The organism is Algoriphagus sp. (assembly GCF_024305035.1).
GTDB lineage: Bacteria > Bacteroidota > Bacteroidia > Cytophagales > Cyclobacteriaceae > Algoriphagus.
In genome coordinates, this window is the sequence record NZ_JAMWZB010000007.1 from 11,931 (window position 1) to 28,827 (window position 16,897).

At 43.2% G+C, this 16,897-nt stretch carries 18 protein-coding genes; 8 read left to right on the plus strand and 10 right to left on the minus strand.

Translation table 11 applies throughout. The annotated features are described in order from the left end of the window. Positions 1-232: 232 nt before the first annotated feature. The 10 genes from Q0L00_RS05105 to Q0L00_RS05150 form a co-directional block, all read right to left on the minus strand. Positions 233-757 carry a hypothetical protein gene (locus tag Q0L00_RS05105; RefSeq protein ID WP_297335790.1) on the minus strand — a complete coding sequence of 175 codons (525 nt, stop codon included), beginning with the start codon at positions 755-757 and terminating at the stop codon, positions 233-235. Beyond that, positions 750-1,403: a 6-bladed beta-propeller gene (locus Q0L00_RS05110; protein ID WP_297335791.1), complete on the minus strand. Its 654-nt coding sequence runs from the start codon at positions 1,401-1,403 to the stop codon at positions 750-752. Before Q0L00_RS05110 ends, Q0L00_RS05105 begins: the two co-directional genes overlap by 8 nt. Next, complete coding sequence (locus Q0L00_RS05115; protein WP_297335792.1) at positions 1,337-1,867, minus strand: 6-bladed beta-propeller; 531 nt, start codon at positions 1,865-1,867, stop codon at positions 1,337-1,339. Before Q0L00_RS05115 ends, Q0L00_RS05110 begins: the two co-directional genes overlap by 67 nt. Before the next feature lie 235 nt (positions 1,868-2,102). Then, on the minus strand, positions 2,103-2,420 hold the full coding sequence (locus Q0L00_RS05120; protein WP_297335793.1) for a hypothetical protein: 318 nt from the start codon (positions 2,418-2,420) through the stop codon (positions 2,103-2,105). A 284-nt stretch (positions 2,421-2,704) separates the two neighbouring features. Next, complete coding sequence (locus Q0L00_RS05125) at positions 2,705-2,953, minus strand: hypothetical protein (RefSeq protein WP_297335794.1); 249 nt, start codon at positions 2,951-2,953, stop codon at positions 2,705-2,707. 521 nt (positions 2,954-3,474) lie between these two features. Further along, positions 3,475-4,566, minus strand: a complete 1,092-nt coding sequence (locus Q0L00_RS05130) for a BF3164 family lipoprotein (RefSeq protein ID WP_297335795.1) — start codon at positions 4,564-4,566, stop codon at positions 3,475-3,477. A 437-nt stretch (positions 4,567-5,003) separates the two neighbouring features. Next, complete coding sequence (nadD, locus tag Q0L00_RS05135) at positions 5,004-5,570, minus strand: nicotinate (nicotinamide) nucleotide adenylyltransferase (protein ID WP_297335796.1); 567 nt, start codon at positions 5,568-5,570, stop codon at positions 5,004-5,006. 3 nt (positions 5,571-5,573) lie between these two features. After that, positions 5,574-6,146 (minus strand): guanylate kinase, encoded by a 573-nt coding sequence (gene gmk, locus Q0L00_RS05140; RefSeq protein ID WP_092788763.1) that lies wholly within the window; start codon positions 6,144-6,146, stop codon positions 5,574-5,576. A 6-nt stretch (positions 6,147-6,152) separates the two neighbouring features. Beyond that, on the minus strand, positions 6,153-6,425 hold the full coding sequence (locus tag Q0L00_RS05145; RefSeq protein ID WP_092788762.1) for a mycothiol system anti-sigma-R factor: 273 nt from the start codon (positions 6,423-6,425) through the stop codon (positions 6,153-6,155). Positions 6,426-6,439: 14 nt separating this feature from the next. Then, complete coding sequence (locus Q0L00_RS05150) at positions 6,440-7,033, minus strand: sigma-70 family RNA polymerase sigma factor (RefSeq protein ID WP_087941314.1); 594 nt, start codon at positions 7,031-7,033, stop codon at positions 6,440-6,442. Positions 7,034-7,151: 118 nt separating this feature from the next. Here Q0L00_RS05150 and Q0L00_RS05155 point away from each other — a divergent pair, with 118 nt between their 5' ends. The 8 genes from Q0L00_RS05155 (at position 7,152) to Q0L00_RS05190 (ending at position 16,861) form a co-directional block, all read left to right on the plus strand. Then, a complete protein-coding gene (locus Q0L00_RS05155) occupies positions 7,152-7,991 on the plus strand; it encodes a lysophospholipid acyltransferase family protein (protein ID WP_297335797.1) in 840 nt (279 codons plus the stop codon). 208 nt (positions 7,992-8,199) lie between these two features. Continuing rightward, entirely contained in the window at positions 8,200-10,461 is a 2,262-nt protein-coding gene (locus Q0L00_RS05160) for a UvrD-helicase domain-containing protein (RefSeq protein WP_297335798.1), read from the plus strand. A 194-nt stretch (positions 10,462-10,655) separates the two neighbouring features. Beyond that, positions 10,656-11,285, plus strand: a complete 630-nt coding sequence (locus Q0L00_RS05165) for a DUF4290 domain-containing protein (RefSeq protein ID WP_297335799.1) — start codon at positions 10,656-10,658, stop codon at positions 11,283-11,285. Beyond that, positions 11,286-12,590: a UDP-N-acetylglucosamine 1-carboxyvinyltransferase gene (murA, locus tag Q0L00_RS05170; RefSeq protein WP_297335800.1), complete on the plus strand. Its 1,305-nt coding sequence runs from the start codon at positions 11,286-11,288 to the stop codon at positions 12,588-12,590. 317 nt (positions 12,591-12,907) lie between these two features. Further along, on the plus strand, positions 12,908-14,626 hold the full coding sequence (locus Q0L00_RS05175) for an IlvD/Edd family dehydratase (RefSeq protein WP_297335801.1): 1,719 nt from the start codon (positions 12,908-12,910) through the stop codon (positions 14,624-14,626). A 58-nt stretch (positions 14,627-14,684) separates the two neighbouring features. After that, positions 14,685-15,446: an SDR family oxidoreductase gene (locus tag Q0L00_RS05180; protein WP_297335802.1), complete on the plus strand. Its 762-nt coding sequence runs from the start codon at positions 14,685-14,687 to the stop codon at positions 15,444-15,446. Continuing rightward, a complete protein-coding gene (locus tag Q0L00_RS05185) occupies positions 15,439-16,113 on the plus strand; it encodes an acetoacetate decarboxylase family protein (protein WP_297335803.1) in 675 nt (224 codons plus the stop codon). The genes Q0L00_RS05180 and Q0L00_RS05185 overlap by 8 nt, the downstream gene beginning before the upstream one ends. Positions 16,114-16,213: 100 nt before the next feature. Then, the gene (locus tag Q0L00_RS05190) at positions 16,214-16,861 is read left to right on the plus strand and encodes a hypothetical protein (protein WP_297335804.1); all 648 of its coding nucleotides are present in this window, start codon (positions 16,214-16,216) and stop codon (positions 16,859-16,861) included. Positions 16,862-16,897 lie beyond the last annotated feature (36 nt).

Here is a 16,897-nt window from a genome sequence, read left to right on the forward strand (position 1 = left end):
CCTATTGAGATCGATTTTTAATCGCAAGCGTAAACTCCAAAAATTGTAAATTTATTCCATCAACGGTGTTTTTTTTTGCAGGCGGCTAATAATCAGCTAGAAGTAGAGTTTTTTCGAGCGGATATAGTCCACTCCCCCCTCTGGCAGCAGGTAGCGCACAGCTCGCTCCTGCTGAATCGCCTCTCGAATAAAGGACGCCAAAACACCTGAAAAGGGATGGAAAACAAAAAATCTACTCCTCGCTTTCGATGGGTTTCATCCCGAAATGCTCTTCCAATTGACCAACTCGATCATTGGGCATCCCAAAATTGTATAGTTCAAGTATCCGATTACCTTCAACCAAAAAATGAAGAACAAACTTATTGTCCAAATCAATATAGTCTAGCTGATTTACTTCAAAAAATTCATTTTCAGGATCCAAATAAACCGGATAAGGAAAATCCCGCTTCTTGAAAAAAGAACGAATCTGCTCAGGACTGCTTTTCCCATCTTTCCCTTCTCCTCCCAAATAAACACTGACTGAAAGATTCGGATAGGATGCCGCAAAGTCTTTCCAATTCACAATATTGTCAGTAAATAAATAGCTGGATCGCTCGGCAATATTTAAATAAAAAACAGCTTTTTCCTCGCAGTCTGGACAAGGGGGATTACCCTGATGAATGATTTCCAGGTTTTCTGGAAAAATCATTTGCTCCGGAGCGCTATGACAAGAAAGAACTAACCAGATTAAGAAAAAATAGGCCAATAACTTATTCATCGAATTGAATTTTTGTCTTTAGGATAACCGGATAATCAAAATCTTGCTCCGGAATTTCTTTTTGGATTTTTTCCAAACTGTTTTGTGGAAGGTCATCTAGCATCACGGATCGATAGGTCAAAAACATGACTTCTCCATCTTCAATCCCAATGGGATAATGATAGAGCATATCCTCATTCAGGTTGGTGGATAATTTTTGGACTTTATCGGTAGATTTATCGATAAATACCAATTCCTTGAAAATGCCTTCAGGCTTCTGAACATGAATGCTGAGTAGCATCAATTGCTCATCCTCAAAAACCCCATGAAGATTGGCAAAGCCTGACTCACTCATTTTGCCAAAGCTTTCCATAATATCCTCCTCCCAAAAGTAGTCGGGGATGGCGTAGCTCCCAAAATCCATTTGGGCAACTCGCTCCAGCGAATCATTCTCAAACTGATACACATACGGATGAAAGGATTCGATCAGATGGAGGTTAGTTTGGTTTTGAAAAAAATTCCGTTCGGTCATCGGCAAGAGGTTGGTTTGATAGGTATTTTCCAAAAAAGAGGAAAGCTCATTTCCTTGAGCGTCTGTTTTTATGAGTCGATGTTGGGTAAAGGGGAGATTATAGCTTCCATAAAGCAAATATTCTCCGGATGGCAATTTGGTAAGGAACTGGCCAGGTAATCCGTTTCGAAAACCGTTGATATTTCGCCTGCTTCAGAGATATGATAAACCGTAGCTTGATCACCAATTCCAGAAAGCACCTCCACACTTCCGTCAGGATTGATAAAGAAATCATCCAAATCTTCCAGGTAACCCAGACCATCACCCTCGGGGGCGATGATTCCTAGGTAGTCGCCATTTCGATCGAATTGATGAATCCCATCCTTATTGCCCTCGTCCATCAAATAAAAAACCGAGGCATCATATCGAACCCGGATATCTGAACCTATAAGATTTTCAGAAGTAGTTTCCAGATTGATAATTTTATGTAGGGCAAGCTTTTCCTTACCGATCACCTCAAGCTCTTCCAGAACAAATAATGGAAGCTCGGATTGCTTGGAATTGCTGCAGGAAACACAAAATACGGAGAATATTAAAAGTTTGATATTGTTGATTTTCATGATATTGATCAAAATAATCAATTACCCATTGGATGCAGCGTATGAAACGCAAACGACTGATATACTTGTAAAAGGGTTGACTTAAAATAGGCTTCAATTCAGAAGACTTAACTAGTCTATTGATTTCAATTTTTATTCGCAAATCTATCCTCGGAAAAATAGCCATTTATTCCATCAGTGACGTTTTTTTTGCAGACGGATGATTTTTAACATTTTCTATTGGATATACCTGCAATTACGGTTGTAAAAAATCCTGTACTTGTTTTTCAAACAATTCTGGAATACCCATTTCGGCCGAAGAAAAAACCTGACCTTCTTTTACCAAATACATCTGAACGTCATTCCGCTCATAGGGAAAATACTCTAAATGATTAAGCCCAAAGAATTTGTTTTCTTTATTATAAAATACCGAATAGGGAAATTGATTTTCAGAAAGTAAATCTTCCAAATAGGTTTTATTCAATCCTAATTCTTTATTTTCTCCACCAAATATAAGGATTACTGGTAATTCAGGATGTTTCGTTTTAAGGTCCTCGAATCGCTTTATTAGCATGGAATGGAACATTGACAGGGGCCTGGTTTCATTCATCCCAAAATAGGTGACCAGCATTTTTTCACAGGTTAAACAGGGCTCTGCTGGTGACCCATTCGTATTAATTAATTCAAGTTCATCAGGAAAAGTAATAACTGTAACTTCCTTTTTCCCGCAGGAATAAAGGAAAATCACAAAAAATAGAAGTAAACTATATCTCATCTTTTAATTTAGCCTTGATCAGTACTGGGTAATCAAATTGTCTCTCCTCCAATTTTATACTTAGACCGGATTAAAGGTTGTTTTTAAAACGTTTTCTTAACAGTGGAGTGGTTAGAAAGAAAGATAACCTCTTCTCCCTTAACCAAAACCGGCTCACTAAATGGATCTTCTTCCAGACTTTTTCCTTCATATCCAAAAATTTGATCTCCCTGTTTTTCTGTAAATAACACTTTCTTGAAAGAACCAGAATTTTTCTGAATATGTATATTAACAAGATAATGCTTTTCACTCTCAAATGCTGCTTTAAAAACTGCAAATCCATTTTCCGACAACTCTCCAAATGATTCGAAGAGGCTTTTTTCCCAAAAGTCAGAAGGAAGTGCAAATCCTATGATTCATTATTTTTATTGAAAGTAAAAAGGCCAAAGGAATATTTTCCTTGGCCTTAAATTAGTCTAATTACACTTATAATAATGAACATAAGATTGCGAACATAAGTAACCTGTAGCTACATTTTCACAATTATATGCTTCAATTTCTCCTGCGCACCAGTACATCCGCTGATAACAGCGGGTTTCTTCACCTTCCCCGGGATCCACACTCCCCTGACCTTGGGCATTTGTACCCGAAAACGCCTTGCCCTAAAAAGGCAACTCCAAACAACACCTTCTTCATTTTTTTATTGGTTTTGTTAGTTTAAAAACTTTTGGCCAAAAGTGACTTCGACCCCGAAGCTAAACCTAATTTATTGGGTTTCATTTTTAACCGCAAACCTGAGCACCGAAAAGCATTAACTTAATCCATCAATGCTGATAATTTTGCTGTTGGTTTTAAATATGATTTGCCCATCAATTCAATACTCAAACCGGACCAGATTAGGTTCCCGATCCACCGTGACCCCGTAGATGATCCTATTTTCTTCGTCCACTGCAATCCCATATACGGGCATATCCAATTGATACTGATTCAGGATATTTCCTTCATAATCAAATTCAAATACCCGGTTTAAATTGTCTGGGCTACTGAGTTCACGGTAGGGTTTTCCAAAGAATAAGACGAAAAAAGTTTTCTCTCCTGAATAAACATCCAAATATCGAAGAGTGGAATTCATGCCAAAATCAGGCATTTGATAGCTCATGGAATACCCAATATCAAAATGTTGAAGCTCAGGTGAGGGACCTATGATGGTTTTGGTATGATACCCATTCAAATTGATGACATCTATATAATCGACACTCATTCCAACCTTTACAACCATTTCGCCATTTGGGCTGGACTTAATCGGGCCTTGGAAAATCGAACTGATCAAATTAGCATCCAAATCTTCGGGTTGATACCCGTTGGGCAATTCCCAATTTTTAACTTGATCTCGCCAGTTTCCCATCAGATGAAGGGTATCCCCTTCTTTAGTCAAATGAAGGTATTGGGTCATTCCATCCACTGCACCTCCGAATAAAGATTGATTGTTTGCCCAAGTCAATTCTGTCAAAAAAAAGCTGGTCTCCGGGGAGCGAAATTCTTCCTCTGCCAGTAAACTGCTATCCCTAAGATCATATTTGGAAAACTTCCTGATTTCAGGATCATAAGCCCATACTTTTCCAGACTCTTCAGCCTCCTCGATTTGGGAGATGACGGTAATCTCTCCAGGTCCCATTCCGTCCTTTCCCTTGGATCTTAAATATTTTCCGGATTCTTTATCTATAATATGAAATTTTTTATCGTAAATATTTTTTCGTTCAAAAACCAGGATGAAATCATCAGTTAGCAGTAAACCTCGCGGATTGGTGATTTCCTCAATCCCGTATTTTTCCCCAGTCAATTGAATGGGATCCGGTAAGTCTTCTTCAGAAAAATAGATAATATCATTTTTTGAACCGGAATTAGTGTTACAGCCCAAAAAAACAGAAACAAAAAAAATGCTTGCAATAAGTATACTTCTATGCATAAAGTGAAATAGTTAAGTGGGAGGCAAATTCCTCCCACTGGGTAAATTACTCAGTACAAGTTTCGACGCATCGAGTCCATGTAGATGCATAGACCGTACCATAATAGGGATGATTACAACTAAGAGCTGACTGGCAACAGACACCTCCCCAACTATTTGTAGCGGAGCCATCAGGACAAGGTTCCTCTTCTTCCTGTGCATTAACCGTAATGCCCGAAAACGCCATAGCCCCCAAAAAGGCTAATCCAAACAATACCTTCTTCATGTTTTTATTGGTTTTGTTAGTTTAAAAACTTTTGGCCCAAAAGTAGCTTCGATCTTCAAAGCTGAAACTAACTTATTGAGTTCGGTTTTTAATCGCAAGCGTAAACTCCAAAAAACATTCACTTTTTCCATCAACGGTGTTTTTTTTTTTTTTGCAGACGGTTAATAATCAGCTAGAAGTAGAGTTTTTTCGACCGGATATAGTCCACTACCCCCTCCGGAAGCAGATAGCGAACGGATCGCTCCCGCTGAATCGCCTCTCGGATAAAGGTCGCCGAGATATCCAAAAGCGGTGCATCTACCTCCATTATTGCCGGATGGGTTAAGGCTACTTTATCACCAGGCCGGGGATAGACATAGAGCCGATATTGGGCCAGAATCTGCTCGTAGTTTTTCCACTTGCGAAGTTGCTTCAGATTATCCGATCCTAAAAAAATACTGAACTGATGCTGGGGATACTGCTCCGAAAGATAGGTCAACGTATCGATGGTATAGCTCGGACGGGGCATGTGAAACTCCACATCACTGGCCCGAAAGTGAAAATTATCCGATATGGCCAACTCCACCATGCGCAGCCGGTCAAATTCATGGACCAGCGATTTTCGCTTTTTCAGCGGATTCTGAGGACTGACCACAAACCAGACCTCATCCAAGTCCGTTCGGTCGTAAATCGTCTCCGCAATGATCAGATGACCGAGATGGATAGGATTGAAGCTGCCGAAAAAAAGCCCAATGTTCACGACCTAGGAAGCTAAAAATTCCCGAACAAGCTGCTCTGCTTCTTGAGAGGACTTGGCAAAATCATCGTTGACAATCGTCACATCAAACTGCGGCTCAAATTTCATTTCAAATTCTGCCTTATATACTCTACGGGATAGAGACTCTTCTGACTCCGTTCCCCGGTCATTGAGACGGGCTTTGAGTACTTCCAGCGAAGGCACTTTCACAAAAATCGCCAAAGCTTGTTTGCCAAAGTATTTTTTCAGCGCCAAACCGCCTTTCACATCCACATCAAAGATGACTGCTTTACCAGAATCCCAGATCCGTTGAATTTCTTCTTTGAGGGTGCCGTAAAAATTTCCCTCATAGACCTCTTCCCATTCAATGAAAGCGTCCTGGTCAATTTTAGCTTTGAATTCTTCCTGACTTAAAAAGTAATAATCTTTGCCATGTACTTCATGTCGACCTCTTCTGTCTCTTGTGCAGGCTGAGATTGAAAATCCCAAATTGGGCACCCGCTCAATCAGGTGACGTACCAATGAGGTTTTGCCCGAACCCGAGGGTGCGGAAAAAATAATGGCTTTGCCTGGGTTCATCGGCTCTTATTTGATGTCTGAAATTTTGGTTCGGATTGAATCAACCAATTCTCCCGGAACCGCTTGCTTGCTGCACTTGGTCTTGAGCAGGTCACGGATGGCCTGCTCCAGATGATAATGCTCAAAACAAGGCTGGCATTTGGCTAGCTTTTCCTTGAGGACCTCCTTGCCTGGATCCCCCATCTCTCCATCCAAAATGCTTTCGAGCAGCTCAAAACATTTGCTGACATCACTGCATTGCAGTTTTCGCTCACCCGCTGATTCTTCCTTTTTGTCCATTTGGTAATCGTTTTTTATTCCTCCTCGTCCGTATTGTAGCCCATGTGCTGGGCATATCCTTTTAGTTTTTCTTTTAACAAATTTCTCGCTCTGTGCAGTCGGGACCGCACCGTACCAATCGGGATATCCAGGATTTTGGCCATCTCCTCGTAGGTGAATCCTTCGAGATCGCAGAGGATGATCACTGTTCTGAAATCCACCGCCAGACTGTTGAGTGCATTGGATATCTCGTCTCCGATCATATCCTTGACCGATTCAGCTCTCAAATCCGTGGTCCCACGAAAGTCAACATCATCAGAGTTGTAATAAGTTTCAACTTCTTGATAATCTACTTTCGCTGGCTGCTTACTCTTCTTTCGATACTCATTAATAAAGCTGTTTTTGAGGATTCGAAACAGCCATGCCTTGGCGTTGGTTCCCTGCTCAAAAGAATTGATAAAGCGATAGGCTTTGAGATAGGTGTCTTGTACCAGGTCCTTGGCATCATCCTCATCAAAGGTGAGCCGGTAGGCAAAGTTGTACATGGAGTCTATGTGTGGCATAAACTCCCCATCAAAGATGGAATTTTTCTCTTCTTGAGAATATTTTCTGCGTTGTACTTCCGACATACGTTTCAAAAGTAATCATTGGGTCAAATTATAACTAGGAATCGGGAAGTTTTCACCTGATTTCCTTTATTTTGTTTTCGAAAAGCTCCATTCCAGGGCTCTCTATTCTTGAAATTGCATGATGATTTTCTTTCGGCTACTCTCCCGACTCCCTCTTCCGGCTTTGTACATTTTCAGTGATCTGATCTATTTGATCGCCCGATTTGTGATTCGCTACCGCAAAAAGGTCATCGACGAAAATATCCTCCATGCTTTTCCTCAACTTACAGCTATTGAGCGAAAACAGGTCCGAAACCGATTTTATCGGAATTTTACTGACACATTTGCCGAAACCATCAAAATGCTGACAATTTCGGAAGCCGAATTGCGACAGCGATTCCATGTGGTCAATCAGGAACTGATCGATCAAGAAGTTCAAAAAGGCCGCAGTGCCCTCATGATGGCAGGCCATGTCTTCAACTGGGAAATGGCGATATTGGGTGTGGCACTGGAAACCAAAGTAACCGCTGAAACCGTTTACCTCAAGCTAAACAATGCCTTTTTCAACCAATTGATGCTGGAAATCCGGACACATTTTGGCGGAGTAATGACCGAAAAACGGGAATTTCGAAAAAGTATGATTACTATGCGCTCCGATCCTCGGATCGTCCACTTAGCTGCAGATCAGCGCCCCCCTTCCAAAGAGCGTCGATACCTGCGAACATTTATGAACCGCCCGGCTTATTTCTTCGAAGGAGGAGAATTCATGGCCAAAAAAATGGGACTACCGGTTTTCTTTGGAAAAATGCAAAAGGTCAAGCGTGGTCATTATCGTTTTGAATTTACCAAACTTGCCGATGCACCCTACGCAGACTCGGCTACTCACAGCATCACAGACCGGTTCTGCGAACTCTTGGAGGAAAACATCAGGAACCAACCAGACCTGTACCTTTGGAGTCATAAGCGATGGAAAGTGTAGCCCTTCGTCGGGAAGTTGTCCTGCAAGGAGATTGGAGGTGAAGGCATATCCCCTCTCCTTTCCAACAAATAAATCAACTAGGGCTTCCATAGGGAATCATTTAAAACCCTGAAGCGATTAAAAACTAGGGAGTCGTTTAGAACCAATTCTGTTTAGGATATCCAAGTGGTTCTTACTTCTTATATCTAAAAACATGTATCAAATTTAAATGGACTATTTAAAAGAACTCAATCCGCCTCAGCGGGAAGCTGTCGAACGTACCGAAGGTCCAGTGATGATCATTGCCGGAGCCGGTTCGGGAAAAACCCGGGTACTTACCTACCGGATAGCCCACCTGATCTATGCCCGCGGAGTGGATCCTTTTCAGATTCTTTCCCTGACTTTTACCAACAAAGCCGCTGCCGAGATGAAGCATCGGATCGAATCCCTGGTCGGTTTGGATGCCCGAAATACTTGGATGGGTACTTTTCACTCAGTTTTTGCCAAAATTCTCCGCGTCGAATCCGAAAAAATAGGCTATCCGTCCAATTTCACCATTTACGACACCGACGACTCCAAGTCCCTGATCCGAAGCATTGTCAAAGAAATGCGGCTAGATGATAAAGTGTACAAACAGGGCGTGGTCCTTTCTCGAATTTCCGGAGCCAAAAACCGTCTGATCTCCTGGCAGGCCTACCAAAAAGACCCCTTTGTTAAAGCAGACGATGAAGCTGCCATGCGTCCTCGCATGGGCGAAATCTATCAGAAATACCAAGACCGACTTTTCAAATCCGGAGCGATGGATTTTGACGACTTGCTTTTCAATACCAATGTGCTTTTTCGTGATCATACTGATGTTTTGAATAAATACCAGCATCGCTTCAAGTACGTGATGGTGGATGAGTTTCAGGACACCAATCTTTCCCAGTACCTCATTACCAAAAAACTCGCCGCAGTCCATCAAAATATTTGTGTGGTGGGAGACGATGCACAGAGTATTTACGCGTTCCGAGGAGCGGATATTCAAAATATCCTAAACTTTGAAAAGGACTATCCTGATTTGTTTGTGGTCAAGCTGGAGCAAAATTACCGCTCCACCAAAACCATCGTCGAAGCAGCCAATTCCATCATCGACAAAAACAAAGCCCAACTTAAGAAAACGGTGTGGACTTCCAATCCCGATGGAGACCTGATCGAATTGATTAAAGCTACCTCTGACAATGAAGAAGGACGGATAGTCGCCACCACCATTTTTGAGGAACGAAACAACAAAAAACTCAACAACAGCGACTTTGCGGTACTCTACCGCACCAACTCCCAATCACGGGCGATAGAGGAAGCCCTGCGAAAAATGAATCTGACCTATAAAATCGTCGGAGGGCTTTCATTTTACCAGCGAAAAGAAATCAAAGACCTGATGGCCTATATGCGCTTCACGGTCAATTCGGTTGATGAAGAAGCATTTAAACGAATCATCAACTATCCCAAGCGGGGAATCGGTGACACCTCAGTAGAAAAAATACTGGTGGCCGCCTACGATCATGATATGCCGCTTTGGGAGGTGGTACAAAACGCCCCAAATTTCCTTTCTGGCCGAGCGGGAAGCTCAGTGGATGATTTTGCCACGATGATCAAGGCTTTTCAAATCGAAGTGGAACGGAAAGACGCATTTGAAGCAGCCAATTACATTGCCAAGCAAAGTGGCCTTTTGCGCGAGCTTTACGAGGATAAAACGATCGAGGGGCTCAATCGCTACGAAAACGTCCAAGAACTCCTCAACGCCATCAAAGAATACGTGGACAATCCCGAAAATGAAGATAAAAGTTTAGGAGCTTTCCTTCAGGAAATTGCTTTGCTCACTGACAATGATCGGGATAAAGATACCACTGATGCCATTACACTAATGACGATCCACTCCAGCAAAGGTTTGGAATTTAAGCAGGTGTTTGTAGTTGGGATGGAAGAGGATCTGTTTCCTTCCCAGATGATGATGCAAAGTCGGGAGGATCTCGAGGAAGAGCGGAGATTATTCTATGTAGCCACTACCCGGGCAATGGATAAACTGTATTTGACTTATGCCCTGACCCGATATCGATTTGGCCGACTGCTCAACTGTGAGCCCAGCCGTTTTCTGGAAGAAGTCGATCCCGCTACACTCAAAGTAAACAAGCGCATATCCGCCACTCGTGAAATGCCAGGCGCTATGCGCAAAGAAGGCTTGCCCGGTGGTTCGGGATTTATCGGATTAAAGAAAAAACCAGAATCCCGAGTCCCCTCGCAGATGAAAATCCACACACCCAGTCCGGATTTTAAACCGAGCAACACCAATAACCTAAAAGCTGAGCAATTGGTAGAGCACCCCAAATTTGGTTTTGGCAAGGTAGAAAAAATCGAAGTGGAGGGGCTCAATCGAAAAGCAACGATCAAATTCGAGCATTTTGGCGAGAAGACATTATTACTTAGCTTTGCGAAGCTCAGAATTATTGATTAATTCCCTACTATCCTGTCTTTTGGTAGATTTTTTGCCAGGCAGAATCAAATTAGAAAGGTTTTTGAGCATTTTACACTTTAAAGAATGAACACACTGGACGCAAACCTGAACAAATCCCCTGACAAAGGCGGAAAGGTTTTGCGAAATTCCCCCGATTCATACCGGGCTTAACCATTGAAGACAATCGTAATTTTATGAAGGAATACGGAAAAAATATCCAAGGCTTGGTCGATCACATCTGTACGATTGAAGACCGAGAAAAGCGCACCGCTAGCGCATACACTGTGATCGAAATCATCAAGCAACTCAATCCCGCCCTCAAGCAGGAAACCGATCAAAAGCTATGGGATGACATTTACATCATGTCAGACTTCAAACTGGATGTGGACGGGCCCTTCCCCATGCCGGTGAAGGAGCTTTTAGGCAAAAAACCACTTCCCATCGGGTACCCTCAGGGAGAAATCAAGTTTAAGCACTACGGTAGAAACATCGAAAAACTGATCGAAAAAGCCGTTGAACTCGAGGATGATGAAGAACAGGAAGCAGCCATTATTTACATCGGTCAGCTGATGCGTAGCTTCCATTCCACTTGGAACAGAGATAATTTCGACGACGGAATTATCCTCGATGATATCAAAACGCTTTCCAAAGGAAAGCTGCACATTGACTTGGAAAAAGTAAAGGAAAACGCACTTTTTGAATCCAACACACGGCGGGATTTTAAACTGCCCATGCAGGAAGAAAACAACGGCAAAAACAAGCGCCCCGCACATCAAAATAAACGAAGAAGTAATGGAGGCCATAAAAATAAAAGGAGAAATTAAATGTCATCTTTTCGGGTAAGAGGCGGAAATCAGCTTAAAGGTGAGATCATCCCTCAAGGCGCTAAAAACGAGGCGCTTCAGATTCTTTGCGCAGTTTTATTGACCTCAGAAAAGGTCACCATCAACAAAATCCCCACGATCCGCGATGTCAACAAACTCATCGAGCTATTGGGAGATATGGGGGTCAAAGTGACCAAATTAGGTCCAGAATCCTATTCTTTTCAAGCAGATCAAGTTAATTTAGATTATTTGGAAACTGCGGATTTCTTGGACAAAGCCTCTGCACTTCGGGGTTCGGTCATGATTTTGGGGCCACTTTTATCTCGATTTGGGACCGGAAAGCTTTCCAAACCGGGAGGTGATAAAATCGGTCGCAGACGAATGGATACCCACTTTTTTGGCTTTCAAAAACTCGGTGCCAAATTCCGATACGATGCCGAAAGGGAGATTTTTCACATTGACGGCAAAAACCTCAAAGGAACTTACATGCTTCTCGATGAGGCCTCAGTGACCGGCACAGCCAATATCGTCATGGCTGCGGTCATGGCCGAAGGCAAAACAACCATTTATAATGCTGCCTGCGAACCCTACCTGCAGCAACTCTGTGATATGCTTAATCGCATGGGCGCAAAAATAAGCGGTGTAGGCTCGAATTTATTGACCATCCAAGGAGTAGAAAAACTCGGGGGAACCGAACACACCATGCTACCGGACATGATTGAAATCGGTTCTTTCATCGGAATGGCAGCAATGACGCAATCAGAGATCACCATCAAAAACTGCCAAATCCCCAAACTGGGCATTATCCCAGATACTTTCCGAAGAATGGGAATCCAATTGGAGTTTCGAGGAGATGATATTTTTATCCCTGAGCAAAAGCACTACGAAATCGAAACCTTTATTGATGGATCTATTTTAACGGTAGCCGATCAGATTTGGCCAGGCTTTACTCCAGACTTACTTTCCATCGTTTTGGTCACCGCCACTCAGGCAAAAGGAACAGTTTTGGTCCATCAGAAAATGTTTGAATCCCGCTTATTCTTTGTCGATAAATTGATCGATATGGGAGCGCAGATTATTCTCTGCGATCCACATCGGGCAACGGTGATTGGTCTGGACCGGAAATACCAACTAAAAGGAATCCGAATGACTTCCCCGGACATCCGTGCTGGGGTGGCACTTTTAATTGCAGCCATGTCCGCAAAGGGAACATCCGTGATTGACAATATTGAGCAGATTGATCGGGGATATCAGTATATTGATCAGCGACTGAATGCCCTTGGAGCAGACATCGAGCGAATTTAATCTATAGGAAAAAGAAGGACCTCTACAACCTTTAAGTCAATCTCAAACCCTATTCGAGAGCTAATTTACTTGGCTCTCGAGTGGGGTTTTTGCTTGTTATCCTTTTCGAAAACCCGTTTACCAAAAATCTTACAATTAGGATACTCTGGTTTTTAAAAACGCTATTCCCCCTTTCAATCCAAAAAAATGTAGCTTTTGCTCTATTCTGACCATTTTTAGTAGGCTCAAATCAGGAAAGCATACGTAATTACACCCACAATCATTCGGATATTCATATTTTTTTCTAACTTCTGAAAAATTTATCAACCCAAAAACCTATGACCAAAAAGAAGCTCAGAAGCCAGGAATGGTATGGCCGGACCGGAAAAGACGGTTTTATTTACCGTTCTTGGATGAAAAACCAGGGATTTCCCCATCACCTCTTTGAAGGGGATAAACCGGTAATCGGTATTTGCAATACCTGGTCTGAGCTAACTCCCTGCAATGCGCACTTTCGGGACCTTGCGCAAGCTTTGAAGCGAGGAATCTGGGAAGCAGGTGGATTTCCGTTGGAATTTCCCGTGATGTCGCTTGGTGAATGTTCCATCAAACCCACAGCCATGCTTTTTCGAAATCTGGCCTCTATGGATGTAGAGGAAAGCATCCGCGCCAATCCCATGGATGGAGTGATTTTAATGTGCGGTTGTGATAAAACCACCCCTTCGCTCGTCATGGGTGCCGCTTCGGTCGATTTGCCTACTTTGGTAATTTCAGGCGGCCCGATGTTGGTGGGACGATTCAAGGGCAAAAAAATCGGGACCTCTGATGTGTGGCGATTTGCTGAAGATTATAAACTGGGTAAGCTTTCACAGGAAGAATTTATCGAGGCCGAAGCGGCAATGTCCCGCTCGGTCGGCCACTGTGCCCCGATGGGAACCGCCTCCACGATGGCAGCCATGGTAGAGGCATTGGGCTTGGCCTTGCCAGACAATGCAACCATACCTGCGGCAGATTCCCGCCGCAAAGTTCTCGCCCACATGGCGGGAATTCGAATCGTCGAAATGGTCAATGAAGACCTCAAAATGAGCAAAGTGCTCACTCGGAAATCCTTCGAAAATGCCATCATGGTCAATGCTGCATTGGGCGGTTCGACCAATTTTATCCTTCATCTTACCGCCATCGCCAAACGGATCGGAGTAGAATTGGAGTTGACAGATTTTGATCATTTTTCTTCAAAAATTCCCTTGATCGCCAATGTGCAGCCTTCCGGGGAACACTGGGTAGAGGATTTGTTTTATGCCGGTGGACTTCCGGCAGTGATGAAAGAAATCGAAAACCAACTTCACACCGAGGTGATCACCGTCACCGGAAAAAGCCTGAACGAAAATATCCAAAAAGCGGAATGCTATGACCGAAATCTGATCGGAACCTTTGATAACCCGATCAAACCGGATTCGGGAATCGCCGTGCTCAAAGGAAACCTCTGTCCAAATGGGGCGGTAATCAAACCTTCGGCAGCTAGCCCGGGACTGCTCAAACACATCGGTAAAGCTGTAGTTTTCGAGGATATTGATGATTTCAAAGCAAAAATCGATGATCCAAATTTGGATATTGAGGAATCAAGCGTGATGGTTCTAAAAAATGTAGGACCAAAAGGCTACCCTGGAATGCCGGAAGTAGGGAATATGGCCTTGCCAAAAAAATTACTCGAAAAAGGAGTCAAAGACATGGTTCGCATTTCGGATGGACGGATGAGTGGAACGGGCTTTGGCACGGTAGTGCTTCATGTCTCTCCCGAATCGGCAATTGGCGGTCCGCTCGCTTTGGTTCAAACTGGAGATCAAATCGAGCTGGATGTCCCAAATCGTAGTTTGAACTTATTGATTACGGAAGAGGAATTTGAAAAGCGAAGGGCAGCATTTCAGCCCATCAAACTCCCCTATGAACGCGGTTATGTCAATCTATTTCTTGACAAAGTCAATCAAGCTCATGAAGGGGTTGATTTTGATTTTCTCCAAGGAAGCTCGGGCTCTGAGGTAAAAAGAGACTCGCATTGATCGGGATGTACCTAAAACTGGCCAGATTTTAATCAGGCCGAGTTTTACCAAATTAAAAATGAAAACACCAAAAGTAGCCATCGTAACGGGTGCCGGTCAGGGAATCGGACTGGAGATCGCCCGAAAGCTGGTCTTCAAAGGAGGTCAGGTGATACTCAACGACCTGGAAAAAAGCCTCACCGAAGACGCCGTAGCCAATCTTTCCAGACTTGGAAAAGGAAAGGTATTAGCTTGCTCTGGAGATGCTGCAAGCGAATCGGTCATTCATGAACTCATGGAATTGGCCCAGTCTAACTTTGGGAAAATTGACCAAATTGTGGCCAATGCTGGGGTGACTTTATTTGGAAGTTTTTTAGATTATAATCGTGAGGATTTTATGGAGGTGGTGCGGGTAAATCAGGTTGGAACTTTTTTTCTGGTTCAGGCTGCCGCCAGGGTAATGAAGGAACAGGAAAACGGCGGATCCATCCTTTTGACCTCCTCGGTCACTGCCCATCAAAGTCACGAAAACCTCGCTGCCTATGCCATGTCCAAAGCAGCCATAGAAATGCTTGCCAAAAACCTCGTACTCGAGCTTGCGCCCTTAGGCATCCGGATCAATACCATAGCACCTGGAGCTACCCTAACCGAACGTACAACCTCTGATCCTGACTACGCAAAAACCTGGTCTAAACTCACCCCATTAGGCCGACCGGCATCCACACTGGACATTGCCGAGGCGGCCTCATTCCTGCTTTCGGATCGAGCACGCCATATCACTGGACAAACTTTAATTATCGATGGCGGTTGGACCAGTATAAGCCCATCACCCTATGAATGAAAGAGAAATCCTAAACTTATCTAAAAGTAAATTTGTCAAATTTGCTCCACCACCTTGGAATCTCAAGGGACAGGGAATCATCTTTGCCTATAAAATCTCTCATTCTTGGATCAAAGAATGTGCTCTTATTCCAGATTATTTAAGAAAAGAATTTAGAGGGGGACTGGGATTTTTGATGTTGATAAATTACCAGCAAAGCCCCGTGGGACCCTACCGAGAGCTCCTTTTCATCCCTGGGAAATTCGGAAAGTCACGAAAGCATTCTATCATCAGCATCTTTGTTAACACTCTGGCAAGCACCCAAAATGGTCGTACCAATTGGGGCATTCCAAAAAGCAAAGCAGAGATTGATTGGGTAGAGAATAACGGAAAACTTCTAATCACAGTTAAAAAACTTAACCATATCATCTTCAGCTGTGAGGTGAACTCGGGAGGAATTCCTCTTCCTGCAACCACCTCATTTCTGCCGATTGACCTTCATCAGCGGTGGAATGGCGTCCAGTTTTTTGTCAAACCGACGGGCAGTGGCTGGGGAAAACTGGCAACCCTTAGCATCAAGGAATTGGATCCAGAATACTTTCCTGACCTCAGGCCTTTTCGCCCATTTTTTGGGATCAACGTTAACCCAATCTCAATCCATTTCCCGGAAGCAAAATTCCATGAATAACTTAAAAGAAAGACTTTATCCTAAACGATTTCCTGCCAACTAATCCTTCAACATTTCTCATCCCTTTCAGTTACTCCTTTACTAAATAAATCTTCATTCCATGAAAAACATTAGCCTCATTCTACTTTCTGCATTCTTAATTTTTGGCTGCCAACAAGCCGAAGAAAAATCCGAAACCCTACCCATGAAAGTAGCCCAAGCCTATGGCATCGATCAGTGGGATCAAGTTAAAACCATTGAATATACCTGGAATGTCCAAAGGGATTCAGCCACTGTATTTTCCAGAAATTGGAAATGGAATGTCAAAGATCGTACCGTAGGGTATACTGGGGCCGATACCAGCTACACTTATAGTCTGGACCTGCCAACAGATTCACTTCCTGAAGCGGACAAAGGTTTCATCAATGATAAATATTGGTTTATGATGCCTTTTCAGCTGGCCTGGGATCAGGGATACACCTTTGAAACCGAGGAAAATGCAAGCTCCCCACTAAAAGGTTCCCCCTCCACCAAACTGACCATCATCTACAATTCTGCGGATGGCTATACCCCTGGGGATGCCTATGACCTGTATTTGGATGAAAATCATATGATTTTAGAGTGGACTTTCCGAAGGGGAAATGGCGATCAAGGCGCTACTTGGACTTGGGAGAATGTCCAGGACTTTGGTCCTATCAAACTCGCCTTGGACCATAAAAATGCGCTAGGTGAAAAATTCATTTGGTTTACCGACGTTAAAGTTAATTAAACGGAAATCTGCCTGCTTAAAAATGATCCCTTTAGT